This is a genomic window from Novosphingobium profundi (genome assembly GCF_020524485.1).
In the GTDB taxonomy this organism is placed as follows: Bacteria; Pseudomonadota; Alphaproteobacteria; order Sphingomonadales; family Sphingomonadaceae; genus Novosphingobium; species Novosphingobium profundi_A.
On record NZ_JAIVLF010000003.1, the window covers coordinates 312,092 to 325,962 of the forward strand.

At 64.8% G+C, this 13,871-nt stretch carries 13 protein-coding genes; 5 read left to right on the forward strand and 8 right to left on the reverse strand.

Annotation, left to right across the window (positions count from 1 at the left end; all coding sequences use genetic code 11):
• Window positions 1-28: 28 nt before the first annotated feature.
• The 3 genes from LC060_RS07655 to LC060_RS07665 all read right to left on the reverse strand — a co-directional run bounded on the left by LC060_RS07655 (window position 29) and on the right by LC060_RS07665 (window position 3,982).
• A complete protein-coding gene (locus LC060_RS07655; RefSeq protein ID WP_226634181.1) occupies window positions 29-1,735 on the reverse strand; it encodes an acyl-CoA dehydrogenase in 1,707 nt (568 codons plus the stop codon).
• A 90-nt stretch (window positions 1,736-1,825) separates the two neighbouring features.
• On the reverse strand, window positions 1,826-3,091 hold the full coding sequence (locus LC060_RS07660) for an MFS transporter (protein ID WP_226635274.1): 1,266 nt from the start codon (window positions 3,089-3,091) through the stop codon (window positions 1,826-1,828).
• A 177-nt stretch (window positions 3,092-3,268) separates the two neighbouring features.
• Entirely contained in the window at window positions 3,269-3,982 is a 714-nt protein-coding gene (locus LC060_RS07665) for a nuclear transport factor 2 family protein (protein ID WP_226634183.1), read from the reverse strand.
• Between the two features lie 88 nt (window positions 3,983-4,070).
• On the opposite strand from LC060_RS07665, the gene LC060_RS07670 reads away from it, so the two are divergent.
• Entirely contained in the window at window positions 4,071-5,000 is a 930-nt protein-coding gene (locus LC060_RS07670) for an SDR family oxidoreductase (protein WP_226634185.1), read from the forward strand.
• Between the two features lie 91 nt (window positions 5,001-5,091).
• Here LC060_RS07670 and LC060_RS07675 read toward each other — a convergent pair whose 3' ends face one another.
• From LC060_RS07675 to LC060_RS07690, 4 genes are read right to left on the reverse strand one after another with little or no spacing between them, the layout of a single operon-like run.
• Complete coding sequence (locus tag LC060_RS07675) at window positions 5,092-6,528, reverse strand: aldehyde dehydrogenase family protein (RefSeq protein ID WP_226634187.1); 1,437 nt, start codon at window positions 6,526-6,528, stop codon at window positions 5,092-5,094.
• 50 nt (window positions 6,529-6,578) lie between these two features.
• Window positions 6,579-7,430: a glutathione S-transferase family protein gene (locus LC060_RS07680; RefSeq protein ID WP_226634189.1), complete on the reverse strand. Its 852-nt coding sequence runs from the start codon at window positions 7,428-7,430 to the stop codon at window positions 6,579-6,581.
• 12 nt (window positions 7,431-7,442) lie between these two features.
• Entirely contained in the window at window positions 7,443-8,261 is an 819-nt protein-coding gene (locus LC060_RS07685; protein ID WP_226634192.1) for a beta-etherase, read from the reverse strand.
• Between the two features lie 10 nt (window positions 8,262-8,271).
• Entirely contained in the window at window positions 8,272-9,042 is a 771-nt protein-coding gene (locus LC060_RS07690; RefSeq protein ID WP_226634194.1) for a glutathione S-transferase family protein, read from the reverse strand.
• Window positions 9,043-9,309: 267 nt separating this feature from the next.
• Between LC060_RS07690 and LC060_RS07695 the strand changes: the two genes are divergently transcribed.
• The 4 genes from LC060_RS07695 (at window position 9,310) to LC060_RS07710 (ending at window position 12,917) form a co-directional block, all read left to right on the forward strand.
• A complete protein-coding gene (locus LC060_RS07695; protein WP_226634196.1) occupies window positions 9,310-9,990 on the forward strand; it encodes a glutathione S-transferase family protein in 681 nt (226 codons plus the stop codon).
• A gap of 3 nt (window positions 9,991-9,993) precedes the next feature.
• A complete protein-coding gene (locus tag LC060_RS07700; RefSeq protein WP_226634199.1) occupies window positions 9,994-10,431 on the forward strand; it encodes an acyl-CoA thioesterase in 438 nt (145 codons plus the stop codon).
• A 98-nt stretch (window positions 10,432-10,529) separates the two neighbouring features.
• Window positions 10,530-11,399, forward strand: a complete 870-nt coding sequence (locus LC060_RS07705; RefSeq protein WP_226634201.1) for a CmcJ/NvfI family oxidoreductase — start codon at window positions 10,530-10,532, stop codon at window positions 11,397-11,399.
• Window positions 11,400-11,453: 54 nt separating this feature from the next.
• The gene (locus LC060_RS07710; protein WP_226634208.1) at window positions 11,454-12,917 is read left to right on the forward strand and encodes an MFS transporter; all 1,464 of its coding nucleotides are present in this window, start codon (window positions 11,454-11,456) and stop codon (window positions 12,915-12,917) included.
• Here LC060_RS07710 and LC060_RS07715 read toward each other — a convergent pair.
• Window positions 12,892-13,728: a helix-turn-helix transcriptional regulator gene (locus LC060_RS07715; protein ID WP_226634210.1), complete on the reverse strand. Its 837-nt coding sequence runs from the start codon at window positions 13,726-13,728 to the stop codon at window positions 12,892-12,894. The genes LC060_RS07710 and LC060_RS07715 overlap by 26 nt on opposite strands.
• Between the last annotated feature and the right edge of the window lie 143 nt (window positions 13,729-13,871).

Sequence of the window (13,871 nt, forward strand, 5' to 3'; positions counted from 1 at the left end):
GCGGCTGGTCCCGCGCGCCTGCCCTACCTCACTCTTCGACGAATGCCGCAAAGCCTTCCAGGCGACGTTCGCCCAGCGTTGCAAGTCGGCCCAGCGCCTCTGTACGGGCCGGAAGTTCGGCCAAATAGAAACGCGCTGCGGCCTTGAGCCGCGCGCCTGCCGGATCCTCGCCAGCGTCGCGCACCAGACGTCCCGCAATCCAGCCACCGACACAGGCGCCGCACAAGTCGAGGAAGGCCAGCGCCCCGGCATCGCCGTCGCGCCCCGAACCTTCCATCTGCGTCATCTGTGCCGCGACAGCCTCAAGCGTGTCGAGCCCTGCGCCCAGTTGCGCGGCCGCTTCCGTATCGCCCAAGTCGCCCTCACCGCGCGCGATCGCCAGGAAGTTGCCCAGCCCCTCCCCCTTCTCGCGCCAGAGGCGGCGGTGGACCATGTCGATGGCCTGGATGCCGCTGGTGCCTTCGAAGACGGCAAACACGCGCGCATCGCGCAAGGTCTGCTCGACCGGCCATTCGCGGGTGTAGCCCGCCCCGCCGAAGACCTGCACCGCCTCGCTCGCGCAATCGAAGGCAAGCCTGGCCGACATGTCCTTGGCAATCGGCAAGAGGAACTGGGCAAGCGAAGCCCAACGCGCCTTTTCGGCGGGACCCTCGGCGCGTTCACTCAACTGCAGGATGTTGCCGCAGGCGAGCGAAACACCGCGCGCAGCCTCGATGCGACCGGCCATGCCCAGCAGCATGCGCTGGACGTCGGCATGCTCACGGATCAGCACCGGCTTGTCGGTCGGCGCCCCGCCCTGCCGGCGCTCCCCGGCATAGCGCAGCGCGCGGTCGAAGGCGTTGGCGGCAACACCTATGCCCTGCGGACCGCACGAGAGGCGCATGCGCAGCATCATGCGGAACAAGGTCTGGAGCCCGCGCCCCTCCGGTCCGATGAGCGTGCCTTGCGCATCCTCGTAGCCCATCACGCAGGTCGGCGAGCCGTGCAGGCCCAGCTTTTCCTCGATCCGGCGCACGAAGGCACCGTTGCGCGTGCCGTCCTCCAACCTGTCGGGCACGAGAAAGAGGCTGAGACCGCGCACGCCAGGCTGGTCGTTCGAACGCGCGAGCATGCAGTGGCCGATACGCTGGGTCAGGTCATGGTCGCCAAAGGAGATCCAGCACTTTTCCCCGGTGATCCGCCATCCGCCCGCGCCATCACAAACCGCCCGGGTCCGGATACGCCCAACGTCAGAGCCCGCATCGGGCTCGGAAATGCAGATCGTCGCGCCCCATTCGCCGCTGACGAGACGCGGCACCCATTCGCCCGCGATCTCCGAAGGTGCACTGGCCACCAGCATTTCGGCCGCCGTGCGCCCCGGCGTTCCCAGCATCGAGAAGGCAGGAGAGGCCCGGTTGAACAGTTCCTCGCACGCGTTCTGCAGCACGAGTGGCAGCGCCATGCCGCCCAGTTCCTCGGGCAGTGGAAGGCCGATCCAGCCGCCTTGCGCGAACTCGTCCCAGGCTTCCTTGTGGCCGGGCACCGTCTTTACCCGTCCGTCGACGAGCTTGGCGCCGACCTCGTCCATCACCCGATCCACCGGCGCGATCACGCCTTCGGCCAGCTTCGCAGCCTCCAGGAGGATCTGCTGCCATGTCTCCTGATCGACCTCGACACCCGTGGCGGCCAGTTCCTCCAGAAACGGCGCCACCTCCAGGTGACGGGCAAGGGCATCGCAATGCGGCTGGTAATCCAAGTTCGCTCTCCAAACGTATCGTTCTCTTGGAATCGAGATAGCTATGTTTGATTGCTATTTCGAGAGCAAAAGTAGAGGCACCCTCTCCACTCAGTCGCGCGGCTGAAAACGCAAGGCCAGAAGTGCGAAGGCCGCCGTGAGAGAGCCCAGCGCGATCGTGGTCGCAACCAGGGCGAGCGAGAGCCCCCACTCGAACAGCGCACCGGCGAGGATTGGCGAAAGCGCCGCCCCGCCGCGTCCGATACCGATGGCAAAGCCGGTGCCGGTCGCGCGCACATGGGTCGGGAAGACCCGCGCGAAAAGCGTGTAGAGACCCGAGACCGCGCTATTGGTGAAGAGCCCCGAAGCGAAAGCCAAAGCGGAAAGGCCGACCAGCGTGTTCGCCCCCGCCGCACCGAACAGCGCGACCATGATCGAAGCGCCGAACAGCATGGTGACGGTCGCGCCCTTCAGCGGCAGGCGCTGAACGGCAAAGCCGAAGATCGCGCCGCCCAGCACGCCGCCCATGTTGGCCCAGACAAGCACGCTCGCGGCCTCGGGCGGCGGAAAGCCGAGATCGACCACAATCTTGGGCGTCCACTTCAGGATGAAATAAAAACTGACGATGTGGGCGAAGTAGGCGAAGGTCACGAGGAGCGTCGTCGCCATCAGCCCCGGGCGCAGGATGTCGGCGATAGAGGCTTTTTCCTCCTCTTCACGCACCGGCGGGAGAACCGAGACCGCACCGTGCCCAAAGCGGGCGAGCAGGGCATTGATCCGCGCCAGCGTATCGGGGTTTCGGTGCACGAGCGTATAGTGGACGCTCTCGGGCACGAAGATCCAGACCAGCGGGATAAAGACAGCGGTGAGGATCGCGCCGAACCAGAAGATCGCGCGCCAATCGAACATTACGAGGAGCTGGGCCGAGATAAGCCCGCCGATAACCGCACCCATCGGGTAGCCGATGACCATGATGCCCATGGCCAGCGTGCGGCGCCGGGTGCTGGCAAATTCGGCCGTGACCGCGTTGATCGAGGCGAGCATCCCGCCGATGCCGAGCCCCGTGAGGACCCGCCAGATCGAAAGTACGGTCACGCTGGTGGTCTGCGTCACCATGGCCATGCCCAGCGCCATGACGACCAGGCACCCCAGGATCGTGCGGCGCCGACCGATCCGGTCCGCGACGCCGCCCAGCACCACCGAGCCCACGGCCATGCCGATGAGCTCCATCGAGAGCACGGCGCCCAGCGCCACCCGGTCGATCCCCCACTCGGTCGCGATGCCCGGCGAGGCAAAGCTGATCGAAAGCACATCGAACCCGTCGAGCGCGTTGAGGCCGACCATGATGGCCACGGCAATGATCTGCCCCCGCGACATGGGGGCGTCGGAAATGATATCGCGCGGATCGCGCAGGCTGGCATCGACCGAGTTCACGGCGCCGTCTCTCCCAAGGCTTGCGGAAGAACGGGCCGCCTCTTACGGCTCCGCTCCGCCTCTCATTGTTTCGTTAGCATACAATAAGAGGCGGAACCAACGCGAAAATCGCACGAAGGATCAGGAGGCCTTCTGGCCTGCCAGCACGGCGCCGAAACGCGGGTGCGCGAAGTGCATCGGCACATCGCGGCGGAACGGCCAGGTCGGGCGATGCTCGCTTTCAGGAAGCAGGCGGTCGGGGCCCAGCGGATCTTCGGGGAAGGTCTTGGCGGCGGGCTGCAGGTGCGAAGTGGTGTGCGCCCAGCCGTCCTCGTAATTGGACTGCCACTGCATCATGTAGTCGAGGCGCTTGATCTTCCACACGCCGTTCTCGCGCACGTAGTCGTTCTCGTAGATGCCTGCCTCCATGAACTGCTGAGGCATCATTTCCTCGCGCGTGTCCTGGAAATCGTCGTGCCAGCCGCCGAACAGCATGCCCCGGAAACGCCCCTTCGCGGTCTGGCGATCAGGCGCAACGGTGATGATGTCCTGCATCTGGAAGTGGTCGAGGAGCAGACCGTCCACCGGCCCGGGGCGTCCGCCAGTAAAGCGACCTGCGATCCAGTCGCCGTAGAGGCGCTTCACACCGGCATGGCCGACATACTCGCCGGAAAGGAAAACAACGACACCGTCCTCGGAAAAGAGCTGCGCCACTTCCTCGGGCTGGTTGAAGTCGATGTAGTAGCCGTAGGCCCAGTGCAGGCGGCGGATGGCGTTGATGTCCTCCAGTTCGCCCACGCGGTGTTCCAGCGCATCTAGGCGCGCGGTGGCCGCCTTGTCGAGCACGTCGGTCATGCGAATCTCTCCCATTGCACGCTATTGTTCGTTATAGTTTGCTACACCAACAATATTTGAAATCAAGGCGAGAGGAGAACTTCGCACCATGGGAGAGACGACAAAACGCCACGAAGGCCGGGTGGCCTTCATTACCGGCGGGGTATCAGGGCTCGGCTTCGGGATCGCGCGTGCGCTGTCCAACGCGGGCTTTCGGCTCGCCCTCAGCTACCGCAACGAAGACTACCGTGCGCAGGCGGAAGATTGGTTTCGCCAGGAAAAGCGGGAAATACCGCTATTCCTGAAGCTCGATGTCACCGACCGAGCCCGCTTTGCCGAAGTCGCCGAGGAGATCGAGGCTACCTTCGGTCGGCTCGACGTACTGGTCAACAACGCAGGCGTCTCGGTGTTCGGGCCGACCGACACCGCCACCCACGCCGACTACGACTGGATCATGGGGGTAAATTTCGGAGGTGTGGCAAATGGTCTGGTCGCCCTGCTTCCGCTTCTGAAGCGCACCGGCAAGGGCGGCCACGTCGTCAATGTCGCCTCGATGGCGGCTTATCTCTCCGGTCCGCAGGCGGGCATCTACACCGCGAGCAAGTTCGCCGTACGCGGCCTGACCGAAAGCCTGCGCTACAACCTCGCGCCCGAAGGCATCGGGGTCTCGCTGCTGTGCCCGGGGCTCACCCGCACCAACGCCTGGGACAGCGCGTTTCGCCGCCCGGACGCCTTTGCGCAAAGCGGGTTCGAAGACATCGATCCCGAGGCGCTGACAGAATTCGGCAAGGCCTTCGAGCTTGGCATGGACCCACTCGAAGTGGGCGAAAAGACCTTGAAGGGTATCGAGGAGAACCGCGGGCTGATCTTCTCCCACCCCGAGTACGCCGAGGACTTCGAGGAGATCTACCGCACCTCGCTCGCCGCGCTTCCCGACGAGGAGGCCCCGCCCGAGCGTCTCGAGATCGAACGGCTGCGCCGCGAGGCCAACCGCGCCTCGGCCTCCGGGCAGGCGATCTCGCTCGCCGACCTTACCTGAGCGGGCCCGAAGGCCCCACGAAAAATCCCCCGGATGCGCGAAGCATCCGGGGGCAAAGTCACCTTCGGGAGGTGTCGAAGATCAGATTGGATCAGGCGTTCTCGGGCACGTAGGTGCCGATCACCGCCTTCACCTCAAGAAATTCCTCAAGTCCGAACTTGCCGAATTCACGGCCATTACCGGACTGCTTGTAGCCGCCGAAGGGCATGTCCATGACCAGGCCGCCTGCGTTGACGAAGACCGCGCCTGCGCGCAGCTTGCCGACCAGCTTGCTCGCCTTGGCCGGATCGCCCGCGATGTAGGCGCCAAGGCCGTAGGGCGTGTCGTTGGCGATGCGCACCGCATCGTCCTCGTCCTTGTAGGGCATGATCACCAGGACCGGCCCGAAGATCTCTTCCTGCGCGATGGCCATGTCGGGCGTCACGTTCGAGAACACCGTGGGCTTCACGTAGAAGCCATGCTCGAAGCCCTCGGGACGGCCGGTACCACCGGTGACCAGCGTCGCACCTTCGTCGATGCCCTTCTGGATCAGCCCCTGGATCTTCTCCCACTGCGCCTTGTTGACGACCGGGCCAATGTGCGGACCTTCGCTCATGGGATCGCCCACGGGCTTGTCCGCGAACATCTTGCCCACTTCCGCTGCGGCCTCGTCATGCTGCGAGACATGGACGAGCATGCGGGTCGGAGCCACACACGACTGGCCCGAGTTCAGGAGCACGCCGCCCACGCCGCCAGGCAGTGCCTTGTCGAGCGGAGTGCCTTCCAGGATGATGTTGGGCGACTTGCCGCCCAGTTCCTGCGCCACGCGCTTGACCGTGTCGGCCGCGTTCTTGGCGACCATGATGCCCGCCCGGGTGGAGCCGGTGAAGCTGATCATGTCGATGCCCGGATGCGCGGCAAGAGCGGTCCCAACGCCCGGACCATCGCCCTGAACGAGGTTGAAGACACCGGCAGGAACGCCAGCGGCTTCCAGCACCTCGGCGAAGATCGCGGCCGAGCTCGGCGCTTCCTCGGAAGGTTTGAGGATCATCGTGCAGCCTGCGGCGAGGCACGGGCCGACCTTGGCGACGATCTGGTTCATCGGCCAGTTCCAAGGCGTGATGAGACCCACCACGCCGATAGGCTCACGCACCACGACATTGTCGCCCACCTCTTCGGAGAACTCGAACTTCTCAAGCGCGGCGAGGGCCTGGGCAAGGTGCCCGAGACCCGAGCCGGCCTGCGCGGTCGAGGCGGTCGAGATCGGGCAGCCCATTTCCACTGCAATGGCTTCGGCAATGTCGGGGATGCGGGCCTTGTAGGCCTCGATCACCTTGCCCAGCAGTTCCATGCGCTCCTCGCGCGTGGTCTGGCTGAAGGTTTCAAAAGCCGTGCGCGCGGCCGTGACCGCCGCATCGACATCCGCACTGGTACCCAGCACGATCTCGCTCGCCGGGCCTTCGGTCGCCGGGTTGATGACGGTGTGCTTCACGCCCCCGGTGCTGTCGACCCACTTTCCATCGATGTAGTTCTGGAGATAGCTCTTCATTGTCGGCTTCCTGCTCTCACAAATAGGTGTTCGGTGTCCGGCCAGTGCGCTCAGGCGGGCACTGTGTCCGAACGGACGGTAATGCCCGGGATCAGCCCGAGCTCGGCATCGCTGGCGCCCTGCCCCCACTTGTCACGCGGCGGCATCGGCCGCGCGCGCCACGGCGGGTCGAGAGTGAAGCTGGAGACGCTGCGCCCTTCGGGCAGACGTCCGTTTCCGCCGCCCTGGGTGTAGTCGTAGTAGAGCGTCATCAGCTCGCGGTGGCCGTGGCGCGCCTGCACCACGGGTTCGGCCAGTGTCGCCTCGCGCCACAGGAGCACCCGCGTCAGGTGCTGCGGCACCTCGTAGTCCTCGTAGTATTCGAGGAACCACAGCCGCTTGAACATCGGCGCGAAGGCAACTTCGGCCCAGCCAAAGCGATCGAACAGATACACCCCATCCGGGCTGTAGTGCCTCAGGAAATCGTCGAGCCGCGCATACTGCGCATCGACCTCGGCTTTCAATTCCTCGCGCTTGGCCTTGTCCCGGTTCAGGATCATGCGATAGCCCGCCCCGGTATAGGCACCGTCGGTTGCGCACAGCATCGCCTCGACAGCGTGCTCGTAGGGATCCTGGCGCGCGACCGGAACTTCGGGAAAACGGTCCTCGATGTAGCGCATGATGACCATGCTCTCCTTCAAGGTCTCCCCGTTCTCCAGCTCCAGCGCGGGAAGCGAGGTCGTCCCCCGCGTCTTCTTCAGGAGCCAGTCCGGGCGCGGCTTGGAAATGTCGATCTCGTGGTCGACGAGGACATCGCCCAGCCCCTTGAGATCGAGCAGCAGCTCCACCCGTTCGGAAAACGGGCAGCCCGGGATCTGGTACATGCGCAAGGCGCCGCCTTCGGGTTCATCGTCCCATGCCATCTGCGCCTCCCCTCAGCTCGCCGTGGCCGGCTCGGCCGAGCCCTGATTCACCGGCGCTGGCTCGATGCCAAGGCCCGTGCGATCGAAGGGCTCGGGGTCGCCCTCGCGCAGCTTCAGGCCAAACAGCGTGTGCATGCCCGGATGACGCCCCAGCCCACCGTACAGGTCGAAGCCGCGGTCGAGCCAGTCACGCAAGGGGTCATCCTCGGTGAGCGGCGGCGTGGTGCACACAGAGCCGGTCCACAGGAAGATGGCGAGCGCAGTGTAGTCCGCGTAGTTCGGCGTCTCACCGCCCAGCCAGGGCGTATCGCGCAGAAGCTGGCGCAGCGGCTCCAGCAGCGGCGGCACGAGCGGCAGCCGATCCTCGCGACCAGCCTGTACATCCTCCAGCTTCTGCCCGCCCAGGAACATCGTCTCGCGCGATTCGCGCACGTAGGCATGGTCCTGCGGCAGCGACAGGTCATGGTAGTCGAGGATGTAGCAGCGGAACCACGGCGCAATGATCGTCTTCCAGAGCCAGGCGTCGAGAAACTTGGTGAGCACCTTCATCGAAGGGCCCTCGAACAGCATCGGGCGATCCGGATAGGTCTCGTCGAGATATTCAGCGATCTTCCAGCTGTCGAGCACCCACTTGCCATCGTCGACGATCACCGGCGCCCGTTCGGAACGCCCCCCGGTGCGCTCGGCGATACCGGTAAAGCCGCCCGGCACGATATCCATGTCGAAGCCCTTGTGCGCCAGCGCGTACTTGTTGCGCCACACGAAGGGACTGATCGTGCAGCCCGAGGCGAGCTGCAGATCGTAAAGCGTTATGCGGTTGTCCTTGGCCATGGCGCGCTCCTCAGGCCTGAGCCTGCTCTTCGCTCTTGGCGAAGGGCTTGCGCGCGGCGAACTCGCTCTTGGACTTGGCGAACATTTCGATGCAGGCGGGACGCGCGTTGATGCGTTCGATCCAGGCCACGAGGTTGGGCGTGGCGGTCTTGTTGACGATGTCATCAAAACCCTTCTCCATGCCGTTGGCGATGGCGAAGTTGCAGATGTCGGCGAGCGTGTAGTCCTCACCCGCCAGCCAGGTGCTTTCGGAAAGGCGCTTTTCGAGACGGTCGATCGAAACGCGGATCTTGCGCATTTCCTCGTCCAGAACCTCCTTGGGGAAGCCCGCACGGGCGCTGCGCCACTTGGCCTGCTGCTCGGGGATCGGGATGCGCTTGACCTTTTCCTCGAACTCCTCGTCCGAAAGCGCGCGAGCCATCGGGCCGATGCCGCGTTCCCAGCCGATGGTGGAAACGCACCAGCAGAAGTATTCGTCCACCCACTTGGTCCACACGCGCATCTCGGCGATCTGCACAGGGTCGGTGGGACGCAGCCGGGGCGCATCGGGGAAGGCGTCTTCGAGGTATTCGCAGATCACGGTCGATTCGGTGATGACGTTGCCATCGTGATCGAGCGCGGGAACCTGACCCCGCGGGTTGATCTTCTTGAACCATTCCTCGTGATGCTCGAACTTGGTCGGATCGACGAAGCGCGGCGTAAATTCGAGGCCTTTCTCGTAAAGGGCCAGCAGGGGCTTAAGCGAATTGGCTCCGGGGCCAAAGCTGTACAGCGTCAACATCGCGTGGGCGTATCCTCTCCATTTGTGTCCTTGCGGATCTCTCGAATGGCAGAGTGCGTCGCCGCGCGGCCGGGGGGAAGCCCAGCAGCGATACTATTACAATAGCCAACTGTTTGCAGCCACAGGCCGATGCGCAGGGCCTAACTGTCACTTCCAATACTACTGTTTGCACTCTTCTTGCCCGCGAGCATCGCCTCTGCTTTCGTTCGTGACACGAATGGCGCACCCTGAAGGCGAATCACGCACACGGCGCCATGGGAGAGAGACGTGCTGGAACTGTGGACTTCGGAAACACCGAATGGCTGGAAAACCACCATCATGCTCGAAGAGCTGGACGCGAACTACACGTTGCGTCCGATCTCGCTGACCAACCGCGAGCAGAAGGAAGACTGGTACCTGGCCCGCAATCCCAACGGGCGTATCCCCACGCTGATCGACCATGAGGTCGATGCCGAGAATGGCGGTTTTGCGGTGTTCGAATCGGGTGCGATCCTGATCTACCTTGCCGAGAAGTTCGGCCGCTTCCTGCCGACCGACACGATGGGTCGCAGCCGCGCGATCCAGTGGGTGATGTGGCAGATGTCGGGCCTCGGCCCCATGATGGGGCAGGCCACCGTCTTCAACCGCTACTTCGAGCCCAAGCTGCCCGAGGTCATCGACCGCTACACGCGCGAAAGCCGCCGCCTCTTCGAGGTCATGGACACGCACCTCGCGGACAACGAATTTCTCGCGAGCGACTATTCGATTGCCGACATCGCCTGCTTCCCGTGGGTGCGCGGGCACGACTGGGCCTGCATCGACATGGAGGGGCTGCCCCACCTGCAGCGCTGGTTCGAGACCATCGGTGAGCGGCCGGCCGTCCAGCGCGGCCTGCTCCTGCCCGAACCGCCCAAGGCGGACGAGATGGCCGAAAAGACGACCCGTCAGGGCAAGAACATCCTGGCCTGAGCGATGAGCACACCCACCACCCCCTTCCTGACCCGCGAGTACCGCATCGAGTGGGGCCAGTGCGATCCGGCCGGTATCGTCTTTGCCCCGCGCTACATGGACATGTTTGCCGAGAGTTCGGTGCTGCTGTTCGAAGCGGCGGGCCTCCCGAAGAAGCGCGACATGCTGCGCGAAATGGGCGTTGCCGGTTTCCCGCTGGTGGACCTGTCGGCCCGCTTCCTGAAGCCTGCCAGCTACGGCGACGTGGTCACCATCGAGGCCGATGCCCCCGTCTTCGGCAACTCCAGTTTCACCATTGCGCACCGCATCCGCCTTGGCGACGCGCTCTGCGTCGAGGGCACCGAAAAACGCGTGTGGACCGTGCGTGAGAAGGACGGCAGCGGCCCCCTCAAGGCCGCTCGCGTGCCCGACGACGTGCGCGCGCGCTTCGCGTCCGGGTAGAACCGCCAGCAAGCCCGAGGGCCGCACAGTGGCGCCTGCACAGGACACGACAACAAGATCCGGCAGGTGCCCCATATTGCATGGAGGAGAGGACAACCATGGACAGTGACACCCTGTCGCGCCCCGGCGCGGCCATCGACACCGAGATCAAGTACCTGGTGCCGACCTCGCGCATCAACCGTCGCTTCTGGGCGCCGGGCGCGGAATACAACACCGGAGTCTACGACTTCTACCCCGCAACGATCCGCAACGCGCGCCTGCGCGATACGCCGCCCACTCTTGACGAACACGGCTTCTGCCTCGCCGAGCACCCCACCAAGGTGACCGACTTCGCCGATGCCGATACGCTGAAGGCGATCTACCCGGCCGAAGTCGAAGAGGTCGCCAAGCGGTTGACGGGCTGCGACTTCATTCACCCCATGGGTGGCCAGCTGCGCTCGCCCGTCGTCGGCGCCGCGGGCGTACAGCCCCCCGCAGCCGAAGCCCACGTCGATTTCAACACGCCGACCGCGAACGCCATCGCCAAGGTCTTCTATGACCAGATGCGCCCTGATGGTCCGGGCTATGACCGCTTCTTATGCTTCAGCCTCTGGCGCACCTTCTCGCCGCCGCCCCAGGACTGGCCGCTCGCGCTGTGCGAGGGCCCCTCGATCGGCGAGGAAGACAGCATCTCCAACTACAAGGTCGATGTTGACGAGATCCCGACCGGCGCCGACCTCTTCGCACCGATCCCGGACGAGGAGAAACTGCTCGCCGCGACGATCTTCAAGTACAGCCCCGGGCACCGCTGGTGGTACTATCCGGACATGACCCGCGATGAGGTCATCTTCATCAAGTTCCACGATTCGGACCACTCGCGCGCCTGGCGTAGCCCGCACACGGCCTTTCACGACACCACGCGCCCCGACGCAAATGTGCGGCGCAGCTACGAATTTCGGGCCATCGCCTATTTCGAGAAGAAGGGCTGATCCCCTGACGCGAGCCGACCACCTGCCGGGGCAAAATCGCCTTCGGAGCCAGATATGAGCGAGCCAGCGGACAGCCCCCGCGAAACCGAAGCGCCTAGCAGGGATGCGCAGCACGCCGATCCGCGTGCGGCCGCCATCCTTGTCGCCTTCGTCATGTTCCTCTCGATCCTCGAGGCGACGGTCATTGCGACCGCGCTTCCCGACATGGCGCGCGACTTTGGCGTTGCGGCGAGCGAACTGGGCATCGGCATCACCGCCTATCTCATGGTCTCGACCGCGTTCCTGCCACTGAGCAGTTGGGTCGCGCTGCGCCTCGGGCCCCGGCGCGTCCTTACCGTCTCGGTGCTCGGCTTCGGTGTCGCCTCACTCTTGTGCTCGCAGAGCCCGACACTGGGCTTCTTCGTCGCCGCGCGCGCCTTCCAGGCGCTGTGCTCCAGCCTCATGACTCCGGTCGGCAACCTCGTCCTGCTGCGCATCACGCCCAAGCACCGCCTTGTCGAGATGCTGGCGATCAGCACCACGCCCGCACTCATCGCGCCGGTCATCGGACCGCCGCTCGGTGGGTTCCTGACCGAGGCTTTCGGGTGGCCTTCGATCTTCCTGATCAACCTTCCGCTTACGCTGGTCGGCGCGCTGCTGGCCCGGCGCCTGCTCCCGCGTCTCGCGCCCCAGCGCCTGCGTTTCGATGCGGTGGGCTTCGTGCTCATCGCCTCCGCGCTCTCGCTTCTCATATACGGGCTGGATCGTCTTGGTGCCCACCCCGATGCCCCAATGGTGCCGCTCATGCTGATGGGCGTAGGCAGTGTGCTTGCGGTGATGGCCTACCGCTGGCTGCGCCGGATGCGCCACGGGCTGGTCCCTCTCGACGCGCTGCGCCACCAGACCTTCCGCGCAATTTCCTATGGAGCGGGGATGCTCATGCGCATTCCCCACATGGGCCTCGCGCTGGTCCTGCCGCTCTATTTCCAGCTGGCTTTCGGGCTGTCACCGGGAATGGCGGGTGTCTTGCTGCTCGCCAACAACCTGGGCGACCTTGCCGTCAAACCCTTCATCAGCCGCATCCTGCGCCGAGTCGGCTTTCGCAGCGGCCTTGTCGTGGGCACCGCGATGATGATGGCCGCCAGCGCCTCGGTCGCCGCCTTCACGGCCGCAATGCCGGTCTGGCTGATGGCACTGGCCATGTTCCTGATCGGAATGGCCCGTTCGGTGCCCTTCACCGGCATGGTCAGCCTCGCCTTTGCGGATGTAGAGGCCGACGAATTGCCCGGTGCCAACGTCCTCAACGCCATTGGCAACGCGCTTTCGGCCGCCGCAGGCATTTCGCTCGGCGCACTGTTCCTCAACCTTCCGCTGGGCGACGGGCTTGCCTCCGACCCCCTGCCCTACCGCGTTGCACTGCTTGCGCTGTCGGGAATCGGGACGCTGTCGGTGTTCCTGTTCCTGCGCCTTCCCGCCGATGCCGGAGCCAAGGTCACCGGCAACGCACCCGCTGCTACAGAGCCACCAGTTCGGGCCTGAGTTCGCGCAGCTTTTCCAGCTTGCGGGCGTCTTCCTCACCCTTGGGGGCAAAGAGGATGAGGCGCTGACCGGGTGCTTCCTCGATGCCATAGGAGCTGTGCGTGAAGGAGATCTTGCCCACTTCAGGTACGCGCGCGTTGTTCTCCCCGCCGAAGTGGGCCTGGATCGCGCTGCACTCCCAGAACTCGCGAAAATGTTCGGACTTCTCCGTCATTTCCTCGATCAGCTCGTCAAAGGCCTCGGGCGTGCCGGCCTGGCTGTAGTCCCATTTCAAACGCGCAACCAGACGCGAGGCCATCGCGCGGAAGCTCTCCGGATTGCGCTGGTAGCGTTCGCCCAGCATCAGGATCTTGAACAGATTGCGCTCGCTGCGCGGCATGTTGGCGTAGTCACGAAAGGCCGCCGTCACCATCCGGTTCCAGCCAACCACGGTCCAGTCCGCGACAATCACCAGCGCGGGCATGCCCAGGGTATCGAGCAAGTGGCGCGTCGCTGGACGAATGTCCTCGTCCAGCTTGGAGGCGAGCGGCGGCGGGCGATGCTGCGCAAGTCCGAATAGGTAGTCACGCTCGGTGTCGGAAAGCCGCAAGGTGCGTCCCAGCCGCTCGATCATGGGGGCGGACAGCTGGATCTCGCGGCCCTGTTCGAACCAGGTGTACCAGGTAACGCTCATGCCCGCGAGCGCGGCCACTTCCTCACGCCGCAGCCCCTTTGCGCGGCGTCGCTCGCCTTCGGGAAGGCCCACTTCGGACGGTGTCAGCCGTGCCCGGGCCGCTTTCAGGAATCGCGAAAGTTCCTCGCGATGGGACATCTCTCTTCCCCTTCTCTCTCTCCGACCTGTCACTCCCGGTACCTGTTACAGGGCGTGATAGGATATGTGCTGAACTATTCCGCCAGCCTCGATCTTGTAGTTTTGCCAGAGTGAACCCGAAATCAAACGGGCATGCAAGGTGA